A 19,741-nucleotide genomic window follows, 5' to 3' on the forward strand; every position below is an offset into this window, starting at 1 on the left:
CGAAATTTTCGAAGCCTTTTAAATAACTTATATAATACTTTAAACAGAAAAACTTTCACCACAACCGCAAGTACGACTTGCATTTGGGTTTATAAAGTTAAATCCTTTTCCGTTTAATCCATCGGTAAAATCTAATTCTGTACCAGCAAGGTAAAGAAAGGATTTCATGTCTAGAGCAATTTTGATTCCTCTATCTTCAAAAAACTGATCGCCTTTTTGTTCTTCGTTATCAAAATCTAAATTGTATGATAAACCAGAACAACCACCACCTTTTACAGAAACACGTAAAAAGTAATCAGAACCCATCTCAGAATCCTGCATTAGGTGATCGATTTTTTCTTTTGCTTTATCTGTTATTGTAATCATAGTATCAAGATTTGAGTATCAAGTATCAAGATTAACCAAGTCGAAATATAATCTCGATACTTGATTCTTTATAATTGCTACTAATATTAATGGTGCGATTTCTCTAATACAATTGCTTCCATGCCATTTTTAACACGATAATCGTTAATAGCCGATTTAATTGCATCTTCTGCTAACACCGAGCAGTGAATTTTTACTGGAGGTAAAGCCAATTCTTCCACAATATCCATGTTATCGATAGATAAAGCCTCATCAATTGTTTTTCCTTTTAACCATTCTGTAGCTAAAGAAGAAGAAGCGATAGCCGAACCACAACCAAATGTTTTAAATTTAGCATCAGTGATTACGTTATCTTCGCTAACCTCAATTTGTAAGCGCATTACGTCGCCACACTCAGGTGCGCCAACTAAACCAGTCCCTACAAATTTGCTGTCTTTATTTAATGTACCTACGTTACGTGGGTTATTGTAATGGTCAATTACTTTTTCTGAATATGCCATGATTTTATTTTTTTGCCTTCTGCGAAGGTGATTTTATTTATTAGTTTCCTGTTGTCGGTTATCTGTTTTCAGTCTAATCGCTTTATGCTAAGCACCTAAACAACTAACAGGCAACTCGTAACACACAACACATTAATGTGCTTTTGCAAATTAATGTTCTGCCCACTCAATTTTACTTAAGTCAATTCCTTCTTTAAACATTTCCCAAAGTGGAGAAAGTTCTCTTAAGTGATTAACCGCTTTTTCAGTAATTGCAATAGCGTGGTCAATATCTTCTTCAGTAGTAAATCTACCTAAACCATAACGAATAGAAGAGTGTGCTAAATCATCAGATAAACCTAAGCTTTTTAAAACGTAAGATGGTTCTAACGAAGCTGAAGTACAAGCAGAACCAGAAGATACCGCTAAATCGCTCATTGCCATCATTAATCCTTCTCCCTCAACATATTTAAAAGAGATATTCGCTACGTGTGGTAAACGGTGTTGTGTATTACCATTAACATAACTCTCTTCCATTTTGTTTAAAGTCGATTCTAACTTATCACGCAAAGCTGATAAACGAATAGTTTCGCTTTCCATTTCTAAACGACAAAGCTCGCAAGCTTTACCTAAACCAACAATACCAGGAACGTTTAACGTACCAGAACGCATTCCACGCTCGTGGCCACCGCCATCCATTTGCGAAGTTACTTTAACTCTTGGGTTTTTTCTACGTACGTAAAGTGCACCAACGCCTTTCGGGCCATACATTTTGTGTGCCGAGAAAGCCATTAAGTCAATTCCATCAGTATTTACATCAACAGGAATCTTACCAACAGCCTGCGTAGCATCAGTCATAAATAAAGCGCCGTGTTTGTGTGCAATTGCCGAAATTTCTTTTACCGGTTGGATAACACCGATTTCGTTGTTTCCATACATAATAGAAACCAAAATCGTTTCAGGAGTCATTGCAGCTTCTAATTCAGCTAAATCAATTAAACCATCTTCTTTAACGCCTAAGTAAGTTACTCTTGCACCATTTTTTTCAAGGTGTTTACAAGTATCTAAAACTGCTTTATGTTCAGTAACCGCAGTAATAATGTGGTTACCTTTTTCTTTATACATTTCAAACACACCTTTAATCGCTAAGTTATCAGCTTCAGTTGCGCCTGATGTAAAAATTACTTCTTTTTCAGTACAGCCGATTAACTTGGCTACCTGCTCACGAGCATAATCTACTCCCTCTTCAGCCACCCATCCAAAAGCGTGATTACGGCTTGCGGCATTTCCAAATTTCTCAGTAAAGTAAGGTAGCATCGCTTCCAACACTCTAGGGTCTAAAGGTGTTGTTGCGTTATTATCTAAATATATCGGCTGTTTCATCTCTATTCTGTTAATTATAATTACAAAGATACGAAAAAAGTTTTCTAACAATTATAATTAATAGCTATGAGGTTATAAAGAAAAGCCGCATTTTTACATTTAACCAACCTTTTAAAACGATGAACAAGATAGAGCATATTGGTATAGCGGTAAATAACCTAGGTAAATCCGTTCCGCTTTACGAACTTTTATTAAATGCATCCTGTTATAAAACCGAAATTGTGGCTTCAGAACATGTAAATACTGCTTTCCTAAAAACCGGAGAAAATAAAATCGAATTGCTGGAGGCTACATCAGATGAAAGCGCAATCGCAAAGTTTTTAGCCAAAAAAGGAGAGGGGATTCATCATATCGCTTTTGCTGTCGATAATATTTTAGAAGAAATGGAACGACTAAAAGCCAATGGTTTTACGCTTTTAAATGAAGTGCCGAAAAAAGGAGCTGATAATAAAATGGTTTGTTTCGTACATCCAAAAGAAACAAATGGTGTATTAATAGAGCTTTGTCAGGAGATTAAGTGGGTGTAGGGGATGGAAGATGGGTGATGGGAAATGGAGGAGATGCTAATTATTTAGTTTTTTTGAAAATGAAGGGTTTTGCTTTTCATCGCTTTCTGCAGTCCTGCTATCCACTTTACTCCGTTACACTCCGTGCTCGTTGCTATCAGGTTTAAGAACTTATTCTTGTGTTTCATAGAAGAATGCTAGGTGGTCAATCATAATCTTAAAATCTATAAATCCCAAAAATCCTGTTCATGTTTCATAGGGTAATGCTAAGTGGTTAACCATAATATTAAAATCTCTAAATCCTAAAAATTCTGTTCAACAACAAATCGTATTAAAATTTAATTGTGAATACTATAAATTCTTTAGTCAAAATCATCAGCAAAGATTTCGACATACCAAATGAAATTAATGAAAATCAATTACGTGAAGCTATGATTGATGCATTCGCATACTTGGTTGATAATGATTTTCCTAAGCTTATTCAAATCCTCTACAAAGCTGATGTTGACCAGTATAAACTAAAAGAGTTACTGGAAACAACTGAAGGAAAAAGTTCAGCAGAAGTTATTGCCGATGCGTACATCGCAAGGCAAAAAGCAAAAATAGAAACTTGGGCAAAGTATTCTAAACCATAAGCTTATAAGTTAGAACGGATAATTTATATCTTTAAATAATGAATTATCGCCTGTTACTTTTTTTATTATTTCCAGTCTTTGCGCTCGCACAAGAAAATTCTATTGCTGAAATTACCAAGCCTGATAAAGATTTTATCTTAAAGGCTTTTAATCACGCAGATGATTACATGAATTCTGATCATTATGATTCTGCACAACTATGGCTTAACAAAATCTACACTAAAGTAAGTTATCGCAAACCTTCGTTGTTTTCATATTTTCTAACATCAAGGCAAGCAGAGGTTTATTATTACAACAACCTTCACGAATTAGGCTTACAAGAGGCCTTTAAGGCTGAAAACATTGCTTTAGTTTTAAAAGATAGCCTTCTTTTAGCTGATGCATACAATTTTATTGGCTTGTTTTACCTGAACAATAATAAAACAACTAATGCAATCCGTTATTTTAAAAAAGGGTTGTTGTATTGTAAGCAGCCTCCATACGATGCAAAATACATTGAACTTTCAAAGCCACATCATATTTATGGTAATCTATCCGAAGCTTTTGAAAAAATTCACCATTTAGATAGCGCTATTTTTTATAGCAGGGCATCTTTAAAAAAGGCTCAGGAAATTCAATCTGAACGTGGTACTGCAACGGCTAACTTAAATTTAGGATTGGCATTTATTCGCAAACAACAAGTTGATAGTGCGAAGAAATATTTTGAGCAAACCAATTCAACCTCTATAAAGAGCAACGATTTTGATGTAGAATTAAACAGCTACAGCGGTTTGGCAGATTGTGCTTCAGAAATTGGAGATAAATCCACTGCTTTTAATCAGCTTTCTGTTGGCTTTAGATTATTAAGAAAATATCCACAGTTAAATGATTTTTATAGTTTAATGTTTTTAGAAACAGCGTTAAAAATTTATCGTAAGTACGGAAATAATGCAGAATTAATTAAAACGATCGAGCTTAAAACTCAAATTCAAACAGCAACTTACGAGCGTAATAACACACAGATACAAACCATTTTACTAACAGGTTTAAAAAATGAGAAGTTGATTTTTAATTTGGAATTAGCTGAATCTCAAAATAAACAAAGCTTAGCCACAACCCGAACTTACATTTTGCTACTTGTTTTATTGGTTTTTGTAATCGCATTTATTGCTTACCGTTATTATAGTTTACAACGTTTGCGTTTGGCGAATTTACGAACCAAAATTAGTCAGGATTTGCATGATGAAGTTGGCGCAACATTAAGTGGAATTGCAATGTATAGCTACATTACGCAAGAGCAGATTAAAAATAACCAGCATGAAGAAGTTAACAAATCGCTTGAGTTAATTAAAGAAAATGCAGGCGAAATGACTTCGAAGTTGAATGATATTGTTTGGGCGGTTAATCCTATGCAAGATAATTTGTATGAACTTTTGGAGCGTTTAAAAGATTTCGCTTTGCAAATTTCTGCAGTAAAAGATATAAATGTTTCTTTTGAAATACCCGAGCTACTTGTTGCTGAAAAACTCCCGATGGAACAACGAAAAAATATTTATCTAATTTGTAAAGAGGCGATTAATAATACTGTAAAATACAGTGAATGTACTTTGCTTAAAATAGATGTAAATGTGGTTCAAAAGAATATTAACATTCTGATTTATGATAACGGAAAGGGTTTTTTGAATGATAAATCATCAAAAGGTAACGGGTTGATAAATATGGAAAGCAGAGCCAAAGAAATAGGTGCAAAGATATCCATCGTAAGTTTAAAATGTGAGGGGACAAAAATTCAGCTTACTTGTAAAATCACCTAATGGGTGATGTTTTGCTAACCATTAAATGGACAAATTTGTGTAGTTAAAATAATATGGAAATTAAAGTTGCCATTTTTGAAGATAATAAATTAATTCGTGAAGGGTTAAAAACCATTATAAACGGGACGGCTGGTTTCGTATGTACAGGTACATTTGTTAACGTGAATCAAATCGAAGCCGATGTTATTTTCAGTAGACCGGATGTTGTATTAATGGATATTGAGATGCCAGGTCGTAATGGAATTGAAGCAACTAAAATTATTAAATCAAAATTTCCTGAAGTAAAAGTGCTTATTCAAACCGTTTTTAACGATAATGATAAAATTTTCAACGCCTTGTGTGCCGGAGCATCAGGTTATATTTTAAAAACGGATTCGCCTTTAAAACAAATGCAGGCACTCGAAGAAGTTTACAACGGAGGTGCATCAATGTCATCGGCTATTGCGCACAAAGTTATGCAGTTTTTTGTTCGCCAGAACGTAATCTTAGTTCAGCCAAATGAGATTGATTTTGAGCTGAGTAATCGAGAAAAAGAAATACTAAGTTTAATGATAGAAGGCGACAACTACAGAAAAATAGCCGAAAAAGCTTTCATCAGCTATGAGACTGTTCGCACACACATAAAACATATTTACAAAAAACTCCATGTCGCTTGTCGTTCAGAAGCAATTCTTAAAGCAAGACAGCAGGGGTTACTATAGCATGGCTCTCAAATATATTTCAAGGCATCATAACAGAAACGTTATGATGCTTTTTTGTTGTAAGTGGTTAGTTTTTAAGATTCTATTTAATTGAAATATCACCCGATGTGGTATTTATAGCTTGTTAGCAGCTAACTATTTTTGGTTTATAATTAATCGGAATCAAATTAACGCTCTTATAAACTAAAATCTAAATTAAAAACCTTAAACATGAAAACACGTATTATTTATATGCTAACTATTAGCATCGGATTATTCATTTCTGCCTGTAAAAAAGACAGTGCATTAGTAGATGAAATTAACAAAACAGAGATTCAGAAAAAACAAATCCAGCAAATTATCCCTGATAAATACCTGGACTCTTTAAAGAAACTCGGGCTTGTAGTAAATACAGGAATTACGCCAGCAAATGTTGAAGGTAGTTATGCAATTAATCCATTATTATTAGAAGCTACAAATATTCCTAATGATTTTAAAATTGGTTATAGATTTAATGATGCTCGTCTTAATCTATCAAAACAAGATGCTGATTTTAATATTTATTTATTAGGGAAAAATTTTCTGGCAGAAAGAGATACGAGTATTGTTACTGCTATTTCTGGAACAGGTAACGATATTACTATTTATGGTAAGGTAAAATCTTATAAAGCAGGTAAAGTTGCAGAGTTTGCAATTATATTAACAGCTAAACTCGAGAATAAAACTTTTAAGAACTTTAAATATGGTTTAATCTGTATCTCAAATAAGAATACAGCTACTGATAATACATTTATTAAAGAGGGGCAAGGTAGAGTAGTTTATGAGAGTGATGTGCTTTCAACAACGATTACACAACAAGAATTTCTGGCAATAACCCAAGATAAGCAAATACTTAGCTCATCTGGAACTACAAAACAAGTTTTGGTGTATTAATATGAATATTAAAATATTTATTTCATACTCTTGTTTATCAGAAATAAAATTAGGATATTTGCAACCTCTAAAATAGAGATAAAAAAGAGTAATAGAAATTGACATAAGCGTTTTTGCCAGCAAATTGCAAAAAGTGTTCCTGAAGGTTTCACACAGATAACTAAAATAATATTCAAATGAAAAAAGATTTGCACCCTACTAGCTACAGACCAGTTGTTTTCAAAGACATGTCTAACGAATATGCTTTCTTAACAAAATCTTGCGTAGATACTAAAGAAACTATTAAATGGGAAGATGGTAACGAATATCCTCTTTATAAATTAGAGATTTCTCACACTTCACACCCTTTTTATACTGGTAAAATGAAATTGGTTGATACAGCAGGACGTATCGATAAATTCAAAAACCGTTACGCTAAGAAATAATTTTAGCTTTAAAAAGCATTTTTTGAAGTCCCTTTGCCAAAAGCATCGGGACTTTTTTTATTTTTGTAGCTTATGATAATCAATCTTTTTGATGATTCCAGCTGGGATTCATTACGTCCTCTTACTTTTACAAGACCAGTTGCCGATTTGCGTATCGGTATTTTAACAATAGCAGAGAAATGGGCGAAATATTTAAAAGCCGATTTCGGATTCATTACCCAAGATTATCTTTCTACAAAATATCCTAGTAAAAATGGCGCTACGCTTTTTATAAATGGTTCAGTTTGTCCAGATTACGATTTACTTAATGCCGTTTCAGGGCTTAAATCTGGAGAATTTCTTCAGGCTAGAGATCATATTTTAGCTTTTAATTGCGATAACTTTTTAACTTTTGAGCAAGCTAAACAACAGTTAAAACCTGTTAGTTACACTTCGAAAGTTGTTAAGATTACTTTTCCTGAAGAAATTTTTGCAAATAATCCTGCTGAAATAAGAAAGGATTTTGAACTTTTAACTAAAGGACGTACGTCAGCTAAAATAAGCAGTACAAACCAATTATTAGGTAACGATATCTTTTTTGAAGAAGGAGCCAAAGCAGAATGTAGTGTTTTAAATAGTGGCTACGGACCTATTTATGTAGGTAAAAATGCCGAGATTTGGGAAGGAAGTTTAATTAGAGGTTCTTTTGCGCTTTGCGAAAATTCATCTATTAAAATGGGTGCTAAAATATATTCAGGTACTACTATTGGTCCAAATAGTCGTGCAGGTGGCGAAATTAATAATTCAGTAATTTGGGGCAATTCGGCCAAAGGGCACGATGGATATTTAGGTAATTCGGTATTAGGCGAATGGTGTAATATTGGTGCAGATACTAATAACTCCAACTTAAAAAATAACTATGCAGAGGTGAAGCTTTATGATTACCAAAGCAAAAGCATGCGAAATACCAATTTGCAATTTTGTGGTTTAATCATGGCCGATCATGCTAAATCTGGTATCAACACCATGTTTAACACAGGTACAATTGTTGGTGTAAGTGCAAATATTTTTGGTGGAGGATTACCTCCAAACCATATTGCAGATTTCAGTTGGGGAGGAGCCGATGGTTTCGAAAACTATAAGCTGAATAAAATGTTCGAAACGACGGAGAAAGTTTTCGGAAGGAAAAACGTAATCTTTGGCGATACAGAAAAAGAAATTTTAACTAAAGTTTATGAGTTGACAGCAGCTCATAGAAATTTTTAATATAACTGTGATCTTTAAAAAAAATCAAAACTAAAATATAATGAGAAAACAAATTGTAGCAGGAAACTGGAAAATGAATTTAGATTATAACGAAGGTGTTTCGTTATTTAGTGAGATTGTAAATATGGTTAAAGATGAGCGTAAAGGCAATCAGCTAGCCATTATTTGTTCTCCATTTATTCATTTAAACTCTTTGGTAAAATTAGGTGGTAATGATGTTAAAATCGGTGCTCAAAACATCAGCGATAAAGAAAGCGGTGCATTTACAGGAGAAACTTCTGCTAAAATGGTAAAATCAGTTGGTGCTGAATATGTTATTTTAGGTCACTCAGAACGCAGACAATATTTTGCAGAAAGCAATGAGCTGCTTGCTGAAAAAACTAAAGTTGCATTGGCGAATGGTTTAACTCCAATTTTTTGTATTGGCGAAACATTAGATGAGCGTAACAACGGAAGTTATTTTGAAGTTTTAAAGAAACAATTAGTAGAGGGTGTCTTTAGCTTAAGCGATGCAGATTTCTCTAAAATTGTTATTGCTTACGAGCCGGTTTGGGCGATTGGTACGGGTTTAACTGCATCTCCAGAGCAAGCTCAGGATATTCATGCATTTATCCGTTCAGAAATTGAAGAAAACTATGGCTTTAACATTGCCGATGATACTACAATTTTATATGGTGGTAGCTGTAACCCAGGTAATGCTGCAAGTTTATTCTCTCAAAAAGATATTGATGGTGGTTTAATCGGTGGTGCATCACTAAAATCACGCGATTTTACAGATATTATTAAAGCATTAAATAGCTAGATGCAATACATTAAAGCAATTTTTAAATTCAAAAGCATAGAAGATTATCAACAAGATTTGCTAATCAGCGATTTGGCAGATTTAGGTTTCGATACTTTTGAAGATAGTGAGGCCGGATTTACCGCTTTTGTAATTAAAGAAAATTTTATCGAGCAGGAATTAAAACATCTGCTCGATAATTGCAACTCAGATTTCGAAACTGAATATAGTTTAGAAGATGTTGCGGATGAAAACTGGAATGCAGAATGGGAAAAGAATTTCAGTCCGTTAATTATTGATGATGTTTGCTATGTAAGGGCAACATTTCACGAACCACAGCCTTCGTATCCTTACGAGATAATTATCGACCCCAAAATGTCATTTGGTACAGGTCATCATCAAACTACTACAATGATGATGCAATATATCTTAGCAACCGATGTTAAAGATAAAAATGTACTGGATATGGGCTGCGGTACTGCAATTCTTGCAATTTTGGCTGCAAAATTAGGTGCTGATAAATTAACGGCTATCGATTACGATGATATTTGTTATTTAAGTACGATTGAAAATGCCGGCTTAAATCAGGTTAATAACTTAACTGCACTTTGTGGTAGTAAAGAAGTTATTCCCGATGATAGTTACGATATTATTTTAGCCAACATAAATAGGAATATTCTTTTAGACCAGATTGGAAGATATGCCGAAGTTTTGAAACCTCAAGGCAAAATATTCTTTAGCGGTTTCTACCTAGATCCTGATTTGAGTATGATTACAGCTGAATGTGCTAAATACGGCATAAAATACGTTAATCATAAACAGAATGGAGATTGGGTTGCAGCTCAGTTTGAAAAGAAATAAGAAGATTAAAGAGTAAGGAACAACGAATAATGGTGTAAGCGAAGATAAAATCTTTAATCCTTACTCATTATTCTTTCATCAAAAATAAATATGCGCATACATTTTATTGCAATCGGCGGCAGTGCCATGCACAATTTAGCCATTGCCTTACATAAAAAGGGTTACCAAATTACTGGTTCTGATGATGTAATTTTCGAACCAGCTAAATCCAGACTAGACAAATATGGTTTATTGCCTGCAGAAATGGGCTGGAATGCTGAACGAATTACAAAAGATTTGGATGCGGTTATTTTGGGTATGCATGCAAGAATTGATAATCCTGAACTATTAAAAGCGCAAGAACTTGGTGTAAAGATTTACTCATATCCTGAATACATTTACGAGCAGAGCAAAAATAAATTAAGAGTTGTTATTGGTGGTAGTCATGGCAAAACGACTATTACAAGCATGATTTTGCATGTTTTAAACCATTACAATCGTGATTTTGATTATTTAGTTGGTGCACAACTTGCTGGTTTTGAAACCATGGTTAAAGTAACTGAAGAAGCTCCGGTAATGATAATCGAAGGAGATGAATACCTTTCTTCTCCAATTGATAGAAGACCAAAATTTCACCTTTATAAAGCAAATGTTGCGGTAATTAGCGGCATCGCTTGGGATCATATTAATGTTTTCCCAACTTACGCAGATTACACTTCACAATTTGACAAGTTTATAAATACCATTGTTGATGGTGGTTCATTAATTTATTGCGAAGCCGACAACGATTTAAATGAAATTGTTCAGCAATCAACAGCGAAAGTAAGTAAGATTCCTTACGCAATTCCAGCGCATGAAATTGTTAATGGAATTACTTATTTATTGCCAGAGCATACTGCCTTAAAAGTTTTTGGCGATCATAATTTGATGAATTTAAACGCCGCGAAATTAGTTTGTAAAGAACTTAATATTAGCGAATCTGAATTTAATGAGGCTATTTCATCATTTACGGGAGCGGCAAAACGTTTAGAGGTTATTTCCGCTGATGAATCGACAAATGTTTATAAAGATTTCGCACATTCTCCTTCAAAATTGAAGGCCACAATTGATGCTGTTAAATCTCAATTTACAGATAGAAAGCTGACTGCTTGTATTGAGTTACATACTTTTAGTAGCTTAAATAAAGATTTCCTGAAAGAATATTCAGGTTCTATGGATAAAGCCGACGATGCAATAGTTTTTATCGATTTGAAAAGCTTTGAACAAAAAAGAATGGAGCCTTTTTCAGAAGCTGATGTTCGTGATGCATTTGCAAATCCAAACTTAAAATTCTTTAACGATGCATCTAAATTAAAAGCATATTTATTAAGCTTGAATTATCAGAATACGAATTTATTAATGATGAGTTCTGGCAATTATGCAGGTTTTGATTTACCAGAATTGGCAGCATCTTTAAGTAAATAATGAAAAGTATTGGAGATAATATTAAGAAGTGTAGGGTAGAAGCAGGTTTAAGCCAGGCTGATGTAGCGAAACTTCTTAAAATTTCCACTCCGGCATTTTGTAAAATAGAAACTGGCCAAACCGATTTAAATATTTCAAGATTAATCCAGATCTCTAAATTATTTAAAATTTCACCTTCAGCATTAATTTCAGGAATTGTAATTGAAACTGAATCATCTGAAGATTTATCAGGTTTAAAACAACAACTTTTAGATAAAGATGAAGAGCTCAATAAACTTCGAAAAAAGGTTATTGAGCTTTATGATAAATTGGGGATGTAGAGATAAAAATAAAGAACAAGGAGAAAAGAGCAATGAATAGATAGCTAACTTGTTTGGTCTTTAAATCTTTATTCTTTGCTCTTTATTCTTTTATCCCATTAAAACACCTTTCTCATTGTTAAATGTTTCTTGCCAAATGTAGCACCAGTTGCTTTATGTATGGCGATCATTTGATCATTAAAATCACCAACCCAGCTTAATTCTAATTCTTTATATTGGTTTTTCGGTAAAACGTATTCTCCCAGTCTGATAAAAAGAACCGATTCCAAACCATGTTTCTGGAACTTTGGTTTTGTACCCATTACAATGGCTCTCATTCTTGTTACGCCAACCCATCTACGATAAGCAAACTTCAATTTTTCGATTAATCCAAGTTTTCCATCAAAACCTTTAATCATTTGGTTTGCATCAGGAATAAGTACAACAAACGATGCTGGTTCTCCGTTAAAATAAGCAAATTGAATTAAATGCTCATCCATGATTGGTTCCATACTTTTAAAACTCTCTTGTAAAGTTTCCTTCTTTATCGGAACAAAGTTTTCAAAATCCTGCCATCCATCATTGTAAATTTCCATCAGGTCGTTTATGTATTTTTCTGAATTTGCTTTGCTGAAATATTCAAATGTATAGCCTGGCTTATTACGCACCCAGTTTGCAATTTTTGTAAAACGCTCTGGAAAAGGAATTGTTAAATTTATGTGATTGGTTAATTGCTCATATTCGGTTTTAAAACCATAATTATCAAAAAACTTCTGGTAGTATGGGAAATTGTAATTCATGCCGAAAGAAGGGGGCGTAAAACCTTCTACAAGCAAGCCCCAGAAAGAATCGTTCTCTCCAAAATTAATTGGTCCATCCATGGCACTCATTCCATTTTCTACAAGCCAGTTTTTAGCAGTATCGAAAAGTAAAAAAGCCGCATCCTGATTATCAATTGATTCAAAAAAACCTATTCCGCCGGTTGGCTGTTCGTAATTGTGTGCTTTTTTATCGTTAATAAAAGCAGCAATCCTGCCAATAAGCTTGCCTGAATCATCTTTTAAAATCCACCTTGTACATTTACCATGATTAAAGAAGTTATTTTTTTTAGGGTTAAAAACATTTTCAACTTCTGTATCTAAAGGGCAAATCCAATTTTTATCTTCTTTGTATAAGATTTTAGGAACTTTTAAAAAATCTTGTTCGAGCGATGAATTGTTTACGGATATTATTTGCATGAGGTGGTTTTAAAAATAAAAAGCATCCAACCAAGCGGTAGGATGCTCCTTCAAATATATAATTTTTTAAATATTAATAATCGTCATCGTCATCATCAAAACTATCGAAATTATCAATGTCATCTAGTGGCATATCAAAATCGTCTTCATCTTCATCCTGCGACTTCTTTTTCGTAGTTTGAATATCGTCATCTTCAAGATCATCATCTTCGTCTACCTGTTTTTTGGTAGTTGGCTTAGTAGGGAGTTTCTTTGGCGCTTTCATAACACAAAAATAAAAATTGCTTTTATAGTTTAAAAATACAAAAAAACTTTTTTTTATAACAAGCTGTTTTTAAACAAAATAAAAATTCTTTATTCTAAAGGCTCGCCAATGGCATTTTCTTCCTTACTAATATCTTTCAATTGTGGCAACTGAGATAGGTTATTTAATCCAAAATAATCCATGAATAATCCGCTTGTTCTGTACAAAATTGGCCTTCCGGGTGTTTCGGCTTTGCCGTCTATACTAATTAATTCTTTTTCTAATAATCGTTGTACAGAATAATCGGAATTTACGCCACGAATTTGCTCTATTTCTAATTTGGTTATAGGTTGGCGATATGCAATTATAGCCAGGGTTTCCATAGCCGCCTGACTTAATTTCTTTTTGGAGCGATGTAATTGAAGTTGATTTACTGTTTCGTGGTAATGCTTTTTTGTCAGAAACTGATAGCCGTTGTTTAAGCTTACCAATTCCATTACCATATCTTTTTTGTTGTACTTTTCTTCTATAGCTTTAATTTCCTGATGAATTAATTTTTCAGGAAATTCTTCATTGAATACGCTATTTAAAGCAAAAACTATTTCCTGTATGCTTATACTTTGAATGGAAGAAAAGATAAGTGCTTCTATATGGTGAGCGATATCATTTTGGGGCATAAACAAAAATAGAATTTTTGGACAAAAAAAAGCGGTCTCGCTTTTTAAAAAACAAGACCGCTTTTAACACACAAATGAAACCTGAATTAAGATATAGTTTTAGGTTAGGTTATTAAATATCTATATCAATTCTATAAGAACGTCTTTGATAAACACTATCGTTTATTTCTAATACAAGTTTAAGGCTAAACCACATCTAATGTTATTCTTATTTAGTGAGTGGTATTAATAATTGAGTAAACGGTAAATTTTTATTTTAACGGTATAGAAATGAATACAGAAGTACCACTTGTTGTGTTTTGATAAACGTTTAGTTGTATAGGTTTTGCTTCAATTTGTCCTAAAAGATTCAATCTTTCTTTAGTTAGTTGCATCCCTTTGCTAATATGTTTATCCTTTTTAGCTTTTAACGAATTTTCAATACCAACACCATCATCAATAATTTCGATGTTCAAGTTATTGTTTTCCGTTTTTATATTGATTTGAATTTCTCCACCACTATCTTTAGGCATTATTCCGTGCCATATTGCATTTTCTACATAAGGTTGTAACAACATCGAAGGTATAAGCGTTTCGTCCTTATCAATATTATCATCAACGTTAATTACATACTTTAGTTTATCTCCAAATCTGTTTTTTTCCAGTTTTAGGTATAAGTTGAGATATTCTAATTCTTCATCAATTGTGATATAACTTTTTGTACAAATCTCTAAGTTTTTACGAATGAGCCTTGCAAAACCCGTCAAAATTTTATTTGCTGAAGTTGTGTTTTGTGTATTGATAAAGTGTTGGATTGAATTCATCACATTAAACACAAAGTGAGGATTCATCATGGCTTGTAAAGCCTGCTGCTCAAGCATTAATATTCTGTTTTTAAGCAAAAGTTGCTCTTGTTCTTTATCCTTTTGCCTGCGGGTGATATATACAGCCAATCGGTAAAATACATAGCCAACAAGTAAAATTACTAAGGATAAAAACCAGAAACTTTGCCAGAAATGTGCTTTTATAGTAAATGATATCTTCGCCGATGGACCCCAGGCATTATTTTGTGATTTTGCACTTACTTCAAAATGATATTCACCAGGTTGCAGTGCAGAAAAATCGAGCCTTCGGGTACGCGTTTCAACCCAGGTTGAGTTTTCGTTTAATCGATACCGATAAGTAATATCACTTGTAGTAAAATCTACAGCTCCAAATGTAAACAGTATTGTGTTGTTACCACTTTCAAATATGAAATTATCTTTATCAATTGATAAACGCTCTTTATCTTTTATAATTGATGTAATGTAAACCTTAGGAAGCGTTTTTGGTAAATTTTGGTTGTTGTATTTAAATAGAATCAGCCCTTTGTTTGTGGCAAAATATGCTGTGCTATCATCAATATATAGGTTATTTACATCTTCGGTTAATAAATCTTTACCATAATCAAAATTGGTAACGCTCGATTTTTCATAATCAGAGATTTTGTTTACACCTTTGTTTGTTAATGCCCAAATCTCATTGTTTTTGATAAAAAGCTTTGTACATATATCATTTGTTAAGCCATCTTTTATAGTTAGTTGCTTAACAATTTTGTTATTTCTGTAGAAAAGTATTCCATAACCATCAGTTGCTAAAACCAAAGTTCCATCCGCTAATTGTTGTATGTCGTTAATCCTTTTTGTTAAAAGTGGGTTGTTTTTGTAATGATGGATTAAAGCTCCTTTATTAAATTCGAATAAGCCGTTGATGTTAGAAAACCATAAACTACCAGATTTATCGTAAAAAACATGGTAAGAACGGTTTTTGAAAAAATCTTCCTTCTCTTTATATTTTAGTGAATTAAACTCGAGCTGATTTATTCTATCAGCTAAAAATACAACTCCAGAAGATAATGCGATGGCTAAATGATTATCCTGATTGCACAAACTGAAATGTTTAATAACAAACATAGAGTTGTTGGTTTCTTTCAGGTATTTTACATCATCTTTGGTTTTGTAAATGTTATTGAAAACGCCTAAGCCATAATCAGAAGCGAAATATACAGCATCATTTTTAGGGTCATAAGTTATTTGCTTAATGGTTTTATATTTTTTGTAATCATCCATTCCAACCTCATCAATTTCGAAGTTGTTAATGTTTAATATGTCAATAACGGCATCATCTGTTCCAAGCCACAATCTGTTTTTCGAATCTTTAGTAATGCTTTTAATTACATTGCTACTTAAACCGGATTCTGCGTCGATAATCGATAATCTTGAATTGACATTTGGTAACATGTAAATTCCCTGGTTTGTAGCAAACCACATATTATTACTGTTATCTTTTATAGATTGATTAACCGTAATGCCCTGCAAATACATTACTGTTTTGCCGCTTTTGTTTAAAACCAAAGCACCATTACTGCTTGCTAACCAAACCTCATTTTCTGCAACATCATAGTAGAAATAACCCGACATATTTTTCAGCAAGTTGTCGGGGATTCTGATAATAGAACTTATTTTGCCATTTTGGTATTGATTTAAACCAGATTCATTTAAATAATAAAGAGAACGATTTGGTGCATTAAAGGCTGTCATGTACGACAGCGGATTAACATTATTATTAATTATTGAAAAAGAATTGCCGCTAAATTTTTGGGTACTTTCATCGCTGTACGAATAAATATCTCCGGCCTCATCTTCATGCAAGAATGCATTAGTAAACTGTTGTTTTTTACTAGGTGATACAAACTTTTTAATTGATTTTCCATCCCATAAAACAATAAGGTTAGAGTTTGTTCCAAGCCAGATTCTACCTTTCTTATCTTCCAGAAAAGAAACAATAACCGTATTAAAGTTTAGTTTATTTAAAAGTGTACTATTATTTCGATTGTAAAATTTTCCATCCTTTAAATAACTAAGCTGTCCATTTAAAGCCAAGAACCATAATTTTCCTTTACTATCTTCTTTAATCTGTAATATTTGTGTGTCTGGTAATCCATCCTCAATGGTAAAGTTCTGAAAATTTGTTCCATCAAATCTACTTAAACCAGCATCTGTAGCAATCCAAATAAAACCTTTTTTATCCTGATGGATGTAATAGCAATTATTACTGGCTAAACCATTTTTGGATGTATAACGGGGTAAGTAAGTAGTTTGAGCAAATAATTTTAACGGGGATGCCAAAATTATAATGGCACAAAGTGAGAGCAATACTGTTTGAAAAATATTTCTTCTAAATATAACCGATATGTTTTTACTAATGTTCTCCATTAGATTTTATAAAATGTTTAATTTTTTCGAAAAAATCACTTGCCCGGCGGCGAGAGACATTTATGCTTTCTCCATTTTTAAGATGAACCTGCAATCCATTCTTAGAGTTATATTCTTTTAAATGATTAAGGTTAATAATGCTAGATTTATGAATACGCACAAATTGATCGGAAGGAAGTAATTCTTCAAACTCTCTTAAAACTTTCGATACCGTTATTTTATCATGATTATTTAAGTGAAAAACAGAATAATTACTATCAGCTTCTATATAAATGATGTCATCAATATCAATCATTTTAAAACCCTGACCGTAGGGTAAGGTAAGCTTTCTAATTTCAGAGCGGTTTGATAAGCTTGAAGCAAGATTCGTAATTCGCTCATCCTTATGCTCATTAGCCTGATGAAGTTTTGTGTATAAGCTAACCTTCTCAACTGCTATTTTAAGTTCATCAATATCTATCGGCTTTAATAAATAATCTAGTGCATTAGCCTTTATTGCTTTTAAAGCATACTGATCGTAAGCTGTTGTAAAGATTACGGCCACATTATGCAATTGAGCATCGGGTATTAACTCAAAGCCATTTCCACCAGGCATTGCTATATCCAGAAAGATTAAATCGATAGAATGATGCGCAAGAATTTCTTTGGCTTCGGCTACAGAACGGGCAATCCCTGTAATTTCTATTTCAGGACAATTTTGTTGCAATAGAAAAAAAAGAGATGAACGGGCAAACTCCTCATCATCAACAATAATGGCTTTTAGTATAGTCATATTTATAGGTTTGTGAATGTATTAAAATCGCTTAATAAAAAAAAATGTAAAATCAAAAAACCGTAGATAGAAATGTCACGTATGTATCACCAAACTGGAACATATTAAACCCCTAAACTCATAAGAATATGAAAAACAATGAACTAGAAACAAGAGATGAACTTCAGGAAGAAAGTTTATTACAAAGTAGAGTGGGCCGTAGGTCTTTTCTACAATATGCTGGTGCAAGTGCAGCTGGTATAGCTTTAGTTGCAGCAGGTTGCAAAAAAGACCGCAACTTTGTTATAGAAGGCGCAACACTTGATTTTAAAGATGATTTTGGAGTATTAAATTATGCATATGCTTTAGAGCAATTGGAAGCTGCATTTTATATTCAGGTTGCCAATTCAAATCCATCAGGATTTACTGCAACTCAGAAAGCATATTTCCAGGATGTACAATTTCATGAAATCGCACACAGAGAGTTTTTGAAAAAAGCATTAGGTACAGCAGCTATTGGAAGTTTAGAAGTAAACTTCTCATCAGTAGATTTTAATAGCGGTGCAAGTGTTTTAGCTACAGCAAAAACTTTTGAGGATTTAGGCGTTGCAGCATATAATGGTGCTGGTGTTAGATTAACAAATACAACGTACTTAGTTTTAGCAGGACAAATCGTTTCAGTAGAAGCTCGTCACGCTGCTTATGTTAGAGACCAGATTTCTTACGGATCTTTCGCAGATTTAGGAACACTTACTGCTTTTGGTGCAAGTGATGCAAACGGTTTAGATGGAGCATTAACTCCAGATAAAGTTTTAGCATTGGCTGGTCCATTTATTAAAACTAAAATTAACGTTACTAACCTTTAATCTTTAAAACTCAGAAATCATGAATATCTTAAATATATTAGACGAAATTGAAAAAGTTGATGGAGAGATCTATGAAAGATTAAATCCTCGCAGAGCTGCAATGAAAAGTTTTTTCAATGCCAGCAAAAAAATATCACTGGCAGCTTTACCATTAGCTTTAGGCTCAATGTTTCAAAAAGCATATGGCCAATCTAACCCGGCAAGTGTTGTAGAAGTATTAAACTTTGCACTTGCTTTAGAACATTTAGAATACAATTTTTACAACCGTGCTCTATTATCACCAGGTTTAATTCCCGCAGGTTTACCAACTGCAGCTATTACAACCATCCGTACACACGAGCTTGCTCACGTTAACTTATTAAAAGGTGCAATTACAGCGGCAAACGCAACACCAATTAATTTAGTTGAAGCAAATTTCGATTTTACAGCTGGTGGTGGTTTTGCTGATGTTTTTACAAACTATCAAACTTTCTTAAAAGTTGCTACAGCTTTTGAAGATACAGGTGTTAGAGCATACAAAGGTCAGGCGCCAGTGTTAAAAGGAATGCCGGTTCTAACAACAGCTTTACAAATTCACGCAGTTGAAGCACGTCACGCTTCCCACTTACGTCAAATGACGGCTGCTTCTCTAGGTGTTGCTTTAAAACCTTGGATTAGCTTAGGTGCTGGTGGTGTTTCAAACGATACTGGTATTACAGCAGTTGATGCAGTTTACGCAGGTGAAAACAATACAATTCAGGCAAATATTGAAATTACAGGTATTGCAACTGGTGTTACAAGAGCAGCAGCAGCAGAATCTTTCGATGAATTTTTAACAGGAGCAGCGGTTAAAAATATTGCGAACCTATTTATCAGAACTGGTTTCAAATTATCGTAAAAGAGAAAATTTACATTATTGAATTA

21 protein-coding genes are annotated in these 19,741 nt (G+C 33.3%); 13 read left to right on the forward strand and 8 right to left on the reverse strand.

The annotated features are described in order from the left end of the window. Nucleotides 1-39: 39 nt before the first annotated feature. The 3 genes from ACO05K_RS05225 to ACO05K_RS05235 form a co-directional block, all read right to left on the reverse strand. The gene (locus ACO05K_RS05225; RefSeq protein WP_421943400.1) at nucleotides 40-366 is read right to left on the reverse strand and encodes a HesB/IscA family protein; all 327 of its coding nucleotides are present in this window, start codon (nucleotides 364-366) and stop codon (nucleotides 40-42) included. 86 nt (nucleotides 367-452) lie between these two features. Then, a complete protein-coding gene (gene iscU / locus ACO05K_RS05230; RefSeq protein WP_421943401.1) occupies nucleotides 453-866 on the reverse strand; it encodes a Fe-S cluster assembly scaffold IscU in 414 nt (137 codons plus the stop codon). A gap of 150 nt (nucleotides 867-1,016) precedes the next feature. Then, a complete protein-coding gene (locus tag ACO05K_RS05235; protein ID WP_421943402.1) occupies nucleotides 1,017-2,228 on the reverse strand; it encodes an IscS subfamily cysteine desulfurase in 1,212 nt (403 codons plus the stop codon). A 119-nt stretch (nucleotides 2,229-2,347) separates the two neighbouring features. On the opposite strand from ACO05K_RS05235, the gene mce reads away from it, so the two are divergent. The 11 genes from mce to ACO05K_RS05290 all read left to right on the forward strand — a co-directional run bounded on the left by mce (nucleotide 2,348) and on the right by ACO05K_RS05290 (nucleotide 11,850). Beyond that, nucleotides 2,348-2,755, forward strand: coding sequence for a methylmalonyl-CoA epimerase (gene mce / locus ACO05K_RS05240; RefSeq protein ID WP_421943403.1), 408 nt, complete (start codon nucleotides 2,348-2,350; stop codon nucleotides 2,753-2,755). Nucleotides 2,756-3,078: 323 nt separating this feature from the next. Then, nucleotides 3,079-3,369, forward strand: coding sequence for a hypothetical protein (locus ACO05K_RS05245; protein ID WP_421943404.1), 291 nt, complete (start codon nucleotides 3,079-3,081; stop codon nucleotides 3,367-3,369). Between the two features lie 38 nt (nucleotides 3,370-3,407). Then, complete coding sequence (locus tag ACO05K_RS05250) at nucleotides 3,408-5,162, forward strand: tetratricopeptide repeat-containing sensor histidine kinase (RefSeq protein ID WP_421943405.1); 1,755 nt, start codon at nucleotides 3,408-3,410, stop codon at nucleotides 5,160-5,162. A 53-nt stretch (nucleotides 5,163-5,215) separates the two neighbouring features. Then, nucleotides 5,216-5,863 carry a response regulator gene (locus ACO05K_RS05255; RefSeq protein WP_421943406.1) on the forward strand — a complete coding sequence of 216 codons (648 nt, stop codon included), beginning with the start codon at nucleotides 5,216-5,218 and terminating at the stop codon, nucleotides 5,861-5,863. Nucleotides 5,864-6,073: 210 nt separating this feature from the next. Then, on the forward strand, nucleotides 6,074-6,775 hold the full coding sequence (locus ACO05K_RS05260; protein ID WP_421943407.1) for a hypothetical protein: 702 nt from the start codon (nucleotides 6,074-6,076) through the stop codon (nucleotides 6,773-6,775). 176 nt (nucleotides 6,776-6,951) lie between these two features. After that, complete coding sequence (locus ACO05K_RS05265) at nucleotides 6,952-7,200, forward strand: type B 50S ribosomal protein L31 (protein ID WP_025142617.1); 249 nt, start codon at nucleotides 6,952-6,954, stop codon at nucleotides 7,198-7,200. Between the two features lie 72 nt (nucleotides 7,201-7,272). Further along, nucleotides 7,273-8,445: a putative sugar nucleotidyl transferase gene (locus tag ACO05K_RS05270; protein WP_421943408.1), complete on the forward strand. Its 1,173-nt coding sequence runs from the start codon at nucleotides 7,273-7,275 to the stop codon at nucleotides 8,443-8,445. A 40-nt stretch (nucleotides 8,446-8,485) separates the two neighbouring features. Continuing rightward, nucleotides 8,486-9,247 (forward strand): triose-phosphate isomerase, encoded by a 762-nt coding sequence (gene tpiA / locus ACO05K_RS05275; RefSeq protein ID WP_421943409.1) that lies wholly within the window; start codon nucleotides 8,486-8,488, stop codon nucleotides 9,245-9,247. Continuing rightward, the gene (prmA, locus tag ACO05K_RS05280) at nucleotides 9,248-10,087 is read left to right on the forward strand and encodes a 50S ribosomal protein L11 methyltransferase (protein WP_421943410.1); all 840 of its coding nucleotides are present in this window, start codon (nucleotides 9,248-9,250) and stop codon (nucleotides 10,085-10,087) included. Between the two features lie 90 nt (nucleotides 10,088-10,177). Continuing rightward, nucleotides 10,178-11,530, forward strand: a complete 1,353-nt coding sequence (locus ACO05K_RS05285) for a UDP-N-acetylmuramate--L-alanine ligase (protein ID WP_421943411.1) — start codon at nucleotides 10,178-10,180, stop codon at nucleotides 11,528-11,530. Next, nucleotides 11,530-11,850, forward strand: a complete 321-nt coding sequence (locus ACO05K_RS05290) for a helix-turn-helix domain-containing protein (protein ID WP_421943412.1) — start codon at nucleotides 11,530-11,532, stop codon at nucleotides 11,848-11,850. The genes ACO05K_RS05285 and ACO05K_RS05290 overlap by 1 nt, the downstream gene beginning before the upstream one ends. Nucleotides 11,851-11,948: 98 nt before the next feature. Here ACO05K_RS05290 and ACO05K_RS05295 read toward each other — a convergent pair whose 3' ends face one another. From ACO05K_RS05295 to ACO05K_RS05315, 5 genes are all read right to left on the reverse strand, one after another. Further along, the gene (locus ACO05K_RS05295; protein ID WP_421943413.1) at nucleotides 11,949-13,067 is read right to left on the reverse strand and encodes a GNAT family N-acetyltransferase; all 1,119 of its coding nucleotides are present in this window, start codon (nucleotides 13,065-13,067) and stop codon (nucleotides 11,949-11,951) included. 73 nt (nucleotides 13,068-13,140) lie between these two features. Further along, the gene (locus tag ACO05K_RS05300) at nucleotides 13,141-13,332 is read right to left on the reverse strand and encodes a hypothetical protein (protein WP_316737593.1); all 192 of its coding nucleotides are present in this window, start codon (nucleotides 13,330-13,332) and stop codon (nucleotides 13,141-13,143) included. A gap of 89 nt (nucleotides 13,333-13,421) precedes the next feature. Further along, nucleotides 13,422-13,988 (reverse strand): SMC-Scp complex subunit ScpB, encoded by a 567-nt coding sequence (scpB, locus tag ACO05K_RS05305; RefSeq protein ID WP_421943414.1) that lies wholly within the window; start codon nucleotides 13,986-13,988, stop codon nucleotides 13,422-13,424. 251 nt (nucleotides 13,989-14,239) lie between these two features. Further along, the gene (locus ACO05K_RS05310) at nucleotides 14,240-17,221 is read right to left on the reverse strand and encodes a two-component regulator propeller domain-containing protein (protein ID WP_421943415.1); all 2,982 of its coding nucleotides are present in this window, start codon (nucleotides 17,219-17,221) and stop codon (nucleotides 14,240-14,242) included. Beyond that, nucleotides 17,208-17,993, reverse strand: a complete 786-nt coding sequence (locus ACO05K_RS05315) for a LytR/AlgR family response regulator transcription factor (RefSeq protein ID WP_421943416.1) — start codon at nucleotides 17,991-17,993, stop codon at nucleotides 17,208-17,210. The genes ACO05K_RS05310 and ACO05K_RS05315 overlap by 14 nt, the downstream gene beginning before the upstream one ends. 128 nt (nucleotides 17,994-18,121) lie before the next feature. Here ACO05K_RS05315 and ACO05K_RS05320 point away from each other — a divergent pair, with 128 nt between their 5' ends. Together ACO05K_RS05320 and ACO05K_RS05325 are read left to right on the forward strand one after the other, a co-directional pair. Continuing rightward, on the forward strand, nucleotides 18,122-18,838 hold the full coding sequence (locus ACO05K_RS05320) for a ferritin-like domain-containing protein (protein WP_421943417.1): 717 nt from the start codon (nucleotides 18,122-18,124) through the stop codon (nucleotides 18,836-18,838). Nucleotides 18,839-18,857: 19 nt separating this feature from the next. Continuing rightward, nucleotides 18,858-19,715, forward strand: a complete 858-nt coding sequence (locus ACO05K_RS05325) for a ferritin-like domain-containing protein (RefSeq protein ID WP_421943418.1) — start codon at nucleotides 18,858-18,860, stop codon at nucleotides 19,713-19,715. Nucleotides 19,716-19,741: the final 26 nt, after the last annotated feature.

Source organism: Pedobacter sp., assembly GCF_965227205.1.
GTDB lineage: Bacteria > Bacteroidota > Bacteroidia > Sphingobacteriales > Sphingobacteriaceae > Pedobacter.

What these genes read in the sequence shown, in the direction of transcription:
- ACO05K_RS05225 (WP_421943400.1), bottom strand. Translation starts at nt 366, where the DNA reads ATGATTACAATAACAGATAAAGCAAAAGAAAAAATCGATCACCTAATG.
- iscU (WP_421943401.1), bottom strand. Translation starts at nt 866, where the DNA reads ATGGCATATTCAGAAAAAGTAATTGACCATTACAATAACCCACGTAAC.
- ACO05K_RS05285 (WP_421943411.1), top strand. Translation starts at nt 10,178, where the DNA reads ATGCGCATACATTTTATTGCAATCGGCGGCAGTGCCATGCACAATTTA.
- ACO05K_RS05310 (WP_421943415.1), bottom strand. Translation starts at nt 17,221, where the DNA reads ATGGAGAACATTAGTAAAAACATATCGGTTATATTTAGAAGAAATATT.
- prmA (WP_421943410.1), top strand. Translation starts at nt 9,248, where the DNA reads ATGCAATACATTAAAGCAATTTTTAAATTCAAAAGCATAGAAGATTAT.
- ACO05K_RS05300 (WP_316737593.1), bottom strand. Translation starts at nt 13,332, where the DNA reads ATGAAAGCGCCAAAGAAACTCCCTACTAAGCCAACTACCAAAAAACAG.
- ACO05K_RS05290 (WP_421943412.1), top strand. Translation starts at nt 11,530, where the DNA reads ATGAAAAGTATTGGAGATAATATTAAGAAGTGTAGGGTAGAAGCAGGT.
- ACO05K_RS05295 (WP_421943413.1), bottom strand. Translation starts at nt 13,067, where the DNA reads ATGCAAATAATATCCGTAAACAATTCATCGCTCGAACAAGATTTTTTA.
- ACO05K_RS05270 (WP_421943408.1), top strand. Translation starts at nt 7,273, where the DNA reads ATGATAATCAATCTTTTTGATGATTCCAGCTGGGATTCATTACGTCCT.
- ACO05K_RS05265 (WP_025142617.1), top strand. Translation starts at nt 6,952, where the DNA reads ATGAAAAAAGATTTGCACCCTACTAGCTACAGACCAGTTGTTTTCAAA.
- ACO05K_RS05235 (WP_421943402.1), bottom strand. Translation starts at nt 2,228, where the DNA reads ATGAAACAGCCGATATATTTAGATAATAACGCAACAACACCTTTAGAC.
- tpiA (WP_421943409.1), top strand. Translation starts at nt 8,486, where the DNA reads ATGAGAAAACAAATTGTAGCAGGAAACTGGAAAATGAATTTAGATTAT.
- ACO05K_RS05315 (WP_421943416.1), bottom strand. Translation starts at nt 17,993, where the DNA reads ATGACTATACTAAAAGCCATTATTGTTGATGATGAGGAGTTTGCCCGT.
- ACO05K_RS05255 (WP_421943406.1), top strand. Translation starts at nt 5,216, where the DNA reads ATGGAAATTAAAGTTGCCATTTTTGAAGATAATAAATTAATTCGTGAA.
- ACO05K_RS05250 (WP_421943405.1), top strand. Translation starts at nt 3,408, where the DNA reads ATGAATTATCGCCTGTTACTTTTTTTATTATTTCCAGTCTTTGCGCTC.
- ACO05K_RS05320 (WP_421943417.1), top strand. Translation starts at nt 18,122, where the DNA reads ATGAAAAACAATGAACTAGAAACAAGAGATGAACTTCAGGAAGAAAGT.
- ACO05K_RS05260 (WP_421943407.1), top strand. Translation starts at nt 6,074, where the DNA reads ATGAAAACACGTATTATTTATATGCTAACTATTAGCATCGGATTATTC.
- mce (WP_421943403.1), top strand. Translation starts at nt 2,348, where the DNA reads ATGAACAAGATAGAGCATATTGGTATAGCGGTAAATAACCTAGGTAAA.
- scpB (WP_421943414.1), bottom strand. Translation starts at nt 13,988, where the DNA reads ATGCCCCAAAATGATATCGCTCACCATATAGAAGCACTTATCTTTTCT.
- ACO05K_RS05325 (WP_421943418.1), top strand. Translation starts at nt 18,858, where the DNA reads ATGAATATCTTAAATATATTAGACGAAATTGAAAAAGTTGATGGAGAG.